This window comes from Actinomycetospora sp. (assembly GCF_055612215.1).
Window position 1 is genome coordinate 1 of the sequence record NZ_JBVPVA010000348.1, and the last position, 4916, is coordinate 4916.

The following is a 4916-nucleotide window of genomic DNA, read 5'->3' on the forward strand; positions in this document are numbered from 1 at the left end:
CGGCAAGGCCGCGCAGTTCAGCGAGAACGCCCGCGACGTCATCGTCACCGGGCGGGACGCCTCCCTTGAGCGCGCCGAGCAGGTCGCGCGCAAGCAGGGCGACACCGACGCCGCGACCGCGGTGCACGAGGCCCGTACGCGCCTCGGCACGCTGCGCGCCTCCGAGCTGCCGATCGCGGACTTCGACCAGCTCAGCGCCTCCGCTGCCGCCAACGCGGTGAAGCAGCTCGACAAGGTGGACGACCTGAACAAGGTCATCCACTACGAGGAGGCGAACCGGAACCGCCACAGCGTGGTCTCGGCGGCGCAGACCCGCCACGCCGCGCTCGCGCAGGAGATTGCCGGGATCCGCTGACGCGGACCCCTTCGCTCGTCGGCGGCGGCACCCTCCGGGGTGGCGCCGCCGACGTGTGTCAGGAGCCGGCGCCCGGCTCGAACCGGTACCCGCGCCCCGGCTCGGTGACCAGGTAGCGGGGCCGGGCCGGCTCCGGCTCGAGCTTGCGGCGCAGGTGCCCGAGGTAGACCCGCAGGTAGTGGCCCTCGGTGCGGTACGTCGGCCCCCACACCTCGCGCAGCAGCTGCTGCTGGGTGACGAGCATCCCCGGGTGGCGCACGAGGTGCTCGAGCACGCCCCACTCGGTCGGCGAGAGGTGCACCTCGGCGTCGCCGTCCGGGCCGTGGCGCACCACCTTCTTCGCCGCGAGGTCCACGTCGAAGTCCGGCGTGCTGACCCGCGGCTCCCCGTCTGCGACCGGCGTCGCGCCCCGCCGTACCGCCGCCCGGATGCGGGCCAGCAGCTCGGGCATGCCGAACGGCTTGGTCACGTAGTCGTCGGCCCCGGTGTCGAGCGCGGCGACCTTGTCCCCCGCGTCGCTCCGCGCGGAGAGCACGATCACCGGCACGGAGCTCCACCCCCGGATGCCCTCCAGCACCTCGAGGCCGCCGAGGTCGGGCAGGCCGAGGTCGAGCACGACGACGTCGGGTGCGGGCGCGTCGGCCACCGCCCGCAGCGCGGCGGCGCCCGTGGTGACCGGCACGACGACGTGCCCGTGCGCCGTGAGGTTGATCCGCAGGGTCCGCAGCAGCTGGGGGTCGTCGTCGACGACGAGGACGCGGCTCACCGGGTCGTCACCCCGACTCGTCCGTCCGCCACGCGGCCCATCCTGGACCCGCCGTCGGGATCCGTCCGCGTGACGGCGGCGGCACGATGGGCCGATGAGCCAGCCACCCAGCACCGCCGTCGCCTGGCGCCGCGACCTGCACGTCCACCCCGAGGTCGGGTTCACCGAGTTCCGGACCGCGTCGCGGGTCGCCGGGCGGCTCGCCGACCTGGGCTGGGACGTGCGCACCGGCGCCGACGCGCTCGATCCCGGCGCACGGCTCGGCGTCCCCGACGACGACGTCCTCGAGGCCGCGTTCGCCGCCGCGGCCGGCGACGGGTCCTGGGCGGGCGACGACCGCCACCTCGCGGACATGCGGGGTGGGCGCACGGCCGTCGTCGCCACCCTCGACTCCGGACGTCCGGGCCGCCACGTCGCGCTGCGGGCCGACACCGACGCGCTGCCGATCCTCGAATCCGCCGACGCCGGGCACCCGCCGGTGGCGGGTGGGTTCCGCTCGACCCGCGACGGTGTCATGCACGCCTGCGGGCACGACGGCCACGTCGGCATGGCGGTCGAGCTCGCGGAACGGCTCACCGCCGACCCGCCCGACGGCCGCGTCACGATCCTCCTCCAGCCCGCCGAGGAGGGCGGGCGCGGAGCCGCGGCCATGGTGCCCGCGGGCGTCGTCGACGACGTCGACGTGCTGCTCGCCGCCCACCTCGGGATCGGCCTGGCGAGCCGCACCGTCGCGGCCGCCGTCGACGGCCTGCTGGCGAACACCAAGCTGCGGGCGGTCTTCCACGGGCGCGCCGCCCACGCCGCGATGGCCCCGCACGAGGGCCGCTCGGCGCTGCTCGCCGCGGCGGCCGCCACCCTCGCCGTCCACACCATGCCGCCGTTCCCCGGCCACGAGACGCGGGTGGCCGTGGGCGCGCTGCACGGCGGGACGGTCAGCAACGTCGTCCCCGACCGCGCGACGATGCTGCTCGAGACCCGGGCCGACGCCGGTGGGGTCAACGAGGAGATCGCGCGCCGCGTGCGGGTGGCGTTGGAGGGTGCCGCGGCGACCTACGGCGGCACCGTGACCGTCGAGGCGATCGGCACCGTGACCACCGCGACGGGCGACCCGGAGGCCTCCGCGGCGGTGGCCGAGGCCGCCCGCGCAACCGGCCTCGAGGTCGTCGTCCCCACCGCCGACCTCGGGGTGGCCAGTGACGACGCCACCGCGTTCATGCGCCGCGTGCAGTCGCGCGGAGGCGTCGCCACCTATCTCGCGATCGGCTCCGACCTCGCCGGGCCGCACCACACCCCGGGGTTCGACGTCGACGAGTCGGTGCTCGGTCCGGGCGTCGACCTGCTGGAGCGGGCGGTGCGCGCCCTCACCGCGTGACGCTCAGGCCGGGGCGAGCGGTCCACTGCGACCGCGCGCACACGGCGAGGTCGATGGCGCGCGACCGAATAGCGTCCTCGTGGCGTACGCGACATACATGCTGTATGTAGGTATCCGTGAGCATCGACGTCGCCGCCCTCGGACCCGAGCACGAGATCGCCCTGCGGGGCGGGCCGATCCGTTACCACGACGTCGGGTCCGGCCCCGTCGTCGTGTTCGTCCACGGCGCCCTCGTGGACGCCACCGTGTGGGCGCCCGTGATCCCGGCGCTGGTGGCGGCCGGGTTGCGCTGCGTCGTGCCGACCTGGCCGCTGGGCTCGCACCGGGTGGCGGTCCCCGGGATGGACCTCACGCCGCCCGGGGTGGCGGCCGTGATCGACGAGTTCCTCGCCGCGCTGGCGCTGGACGACGTCACGCTCGTCGGCAACGACACCGGGGGCGGGCTCGTCCAGATCCTGCTCACGACGACGGGTCGCGAGCGCCTCGGGCGCGTCGTGCTCACGCCGTCGGACTCGTTCGAGGCCTTCTTCCCGCCGCGGTTCGCGTTCCTCCCGGTGCTCGCCCACGTCCCCGGCGCGCTCGCCGGCTTCGCGGCGACCGCCCTGCGGTTCCCCGCGATCAACCGGCTGCCGATCGGCTTCTCCGCGCTCGCGAAGCACCCGCTGGACGCCGCCCTGCTGCGTCGGTGGATGCGCCCCGCGGCGACCGACCGCCGGATCCGGGCCGACGCCGGCCGGTTCCTGCGCGGCGTCGACCGCCGCCACACCCTGGCCGCGGCGGAACACCTCGGCGAGGTCGACCTGCCGGTACTGCTGGCCTGGGCGGTCGAGGACCCGGTCTTCCCGATCTCGCTGGCCCACCGGCTCGCGGCGCGCCTGCCCGACGCGCGGATCGCCCCCGTCGAGGACAGCTTCTGCTTCGTGGCGCAGGATCGCCCCGACCGCCTCGCCGAGCTGATCCGGGAGTTCCTGCGTGACGAGCGAGACGCCACCCGCGCGGCGGACCCAGGCCGAGCGACGTGAGGCCACCCGGGAGGCCCTCCTGGACGCCGGGCGCGCGCTGTTCGCCGAGCGCGGGGTGGACGGGGTCTCAGCCGAGGAGCTGGTGACGGCGGCCGGGGTCACCCGGGGCGCGCTCTACCACCACTTCACCAACAAGCAGGACCTCTTCCGCGCGGTCTACGAGCGGATGGAGGTCGAGCTGCGCGACGAGCTGGCCGACCGTCTCGACACCGTCGACGACCCGCTGGTCGCCCTGGTGACGTCGGTCGGCTGGTTCCTCGACATCTGCGAGCGTCCCGACGTGCGCCGCATCGGGCTCGTCGAGGCCCCCGCCGTGCTGGGGTGGCAGACCTGGCGGGAGATCGAGAGTGCCTACGCGCTCGGGCTGATCGTCGACCGGCTGGACGCGGCGGCGCGGGCCGGGGTGCCCCGGCCCGCCCCGGCCCGCGTCCTCGCTCCCCTGCTGTTCGCCTCCGTGATCGAGGCGGCCCTGACGATCGCGGCCGCCGACGACCCCGCCGGCGCGCGCGCCGCCGTCGAACCGGCCCTCGTCGGGATCGCCGTCCGGACGATGGGCCTCGACGGAGCGGCCGGACCGTAGGGCTCACTCGTAGACGAGGCTCCCGTCGTCCAGGTCGGCGGCGGGCAGCGTGTGCCGTTCCTCGGCGAACTCGTGCATGTGCGTCCACGGCGCGCGGTCGCCCTGCTTGAACATGCGGTGCTGGGACCGCATGACGTAGCCGGGGTTGAAGTTCTCCGGGTCCGACCAGGGACGCAGCTCCATCGTCGGGTCCTCGGGCACCGGGGTCACCGAGCGCACCCCGAGCTCGTCCATGTGCCCGAGCAGCCGGCACACCAGGTCGGCGATCAGGTCCGCCCGCAGGGTCCAGGAATGGCGGAAGTAGCCGAAGACGAAGGCCATGTTCGGCACCCCGGCGATCATGATCCCGCGCCAGGTGGCCCGCTCCGTGAAGTCCACCGGCTCGCCGTCGACGGCGAAGGCGATGTCGCCGAAGCACGAGAGGTTGAATCCCGTGGCCGTGACGATGACGTCGGCCTCGAGCTCCTCGCCCGAGGTCAGCCGGATGCCGGTCTCGGTGAAGGTCTCGATGCCGTCGGTGACGACGGACGCCTTCCCCTCCTTGATCGACGCGAACATGTCGCCGTCGGGGAGCAGGGCGATGCGCTGCTGCCACGGGCGGTAGGCCGGGTTGAAGTGCGCCTCGATGTGCGCCTCGGCGCCCGGGCCGAGCGCCGCACGGACCAGGCCGAGCAGCTCCTCGCGGACACGCTCGGGCTCGGTGAACGTGCGCCCGGTGAAGACTTTCTGCTCGTATAGGATCTTGCGGCGAACGATTTCGTGAATCCAGGTCTCGTCGATCCCGAGCTGGCGCAGCTCGTCCGCGATCTCGATGGCGTTGC

5 protein-coding genes and 1 pseudogene are annotated in these 4916 nt (G+C 74.6%); 4 read left to right on the forward strand and 2 right to left on the reverse strand.

All coding sequences use genetic code 11. From position 1 onward, the window contains the following. Positions 1-355 (forward strand): annotated as a pseudogene (locus AC0CYZ_RS09920) (ferritin-like domain-containing protein); the annotation flags it as partial. Positions 356-413: 58 nt separating this feature from the next. On the opposite strand, the gene AC0CYZ_RS09925 reads toward AC0CYZ_RS09920, so the two are convergent. Beyond that, the gene (locus tag AC0CYZ_RS09925; protein ID WP_472214757.1) at positions 414-1121 is read right to left on the reverse strand and encodes a response regulator; all 708 of its coding nucleotides are present in this window, start codon (positions 1119-1121) and stop codon (positions 414-416) included. A 94-nt stretch (positions 1122-1215) separates the two neighbouring features. On the opposite strand from AC0CYZ_RS09925, the gene AC0CYZ_RS09930 reads away from it, so the two are divergent. The 3 genes from AC0CYZ_RS09930 (at position 1216) to AC0CYZ_RS09940 (ending at position 4095) form a co-directional block, all read left to right on the forward strand. After that, positions 1216-2493, forward strand: coding sequence for an amidohydrolase (locus tag AC0CYZ_RS09930; protein WP_472214759.1), 1278 nt, complete (start codon positions 1216-1218; stop codon positions 2491-2493). Positions 2494-2609: 116 nt separating this feature from the next. Beyond that, positions 2610-3515, forward strand: a complete 906-nt coding sequence (locus AC0CYZ_RS09935) for an alpha/beta fold hydrolase (RefSeq protein WP_472214761.1) — start codon at positions 2610-2612, stop codon at positions 3513-3515. Continuing rightward, positions 3466-4095, forward strand: coding sequence for a TetR family transcriptional regulator (locus tag AC0CYZ_RS09940; protein WP_472214763.1), 630 nt, complete (start codon positions 3466-3468; stop codon positions 4093-4095). Before AC0CYZ_RS09935 ends, AC0CYZ_RS09940 begins: the two co-directional genes overlap by 50 nt. A 3-nt stretch (positions 4096-4098) precedes the next feature. Here the strand turns inward: AC0CYZ_RS09940 and AC0CYZ_RS09945 are convergent. After that, positions 4099-4916 (reverse strand): NAD(P)/FAD-dependent oxidoreductase (locus AC0CYZ_RS09945; RefSeq protein ID WP_472214765.1); only part of this gene is annotated, 818 nt, incomplete at its 5' end.

Bases quoted from the DNA above. Each gene is read 5' to 3' on its own strand.
- AC0CYZ_RS09930 (WP_472214759.1), top strand. From the start codon at position 1,216: ATGAGCCAGCCACCCAGCACCGCCGTCGCCTGGCGCCGCGACCTGCAC.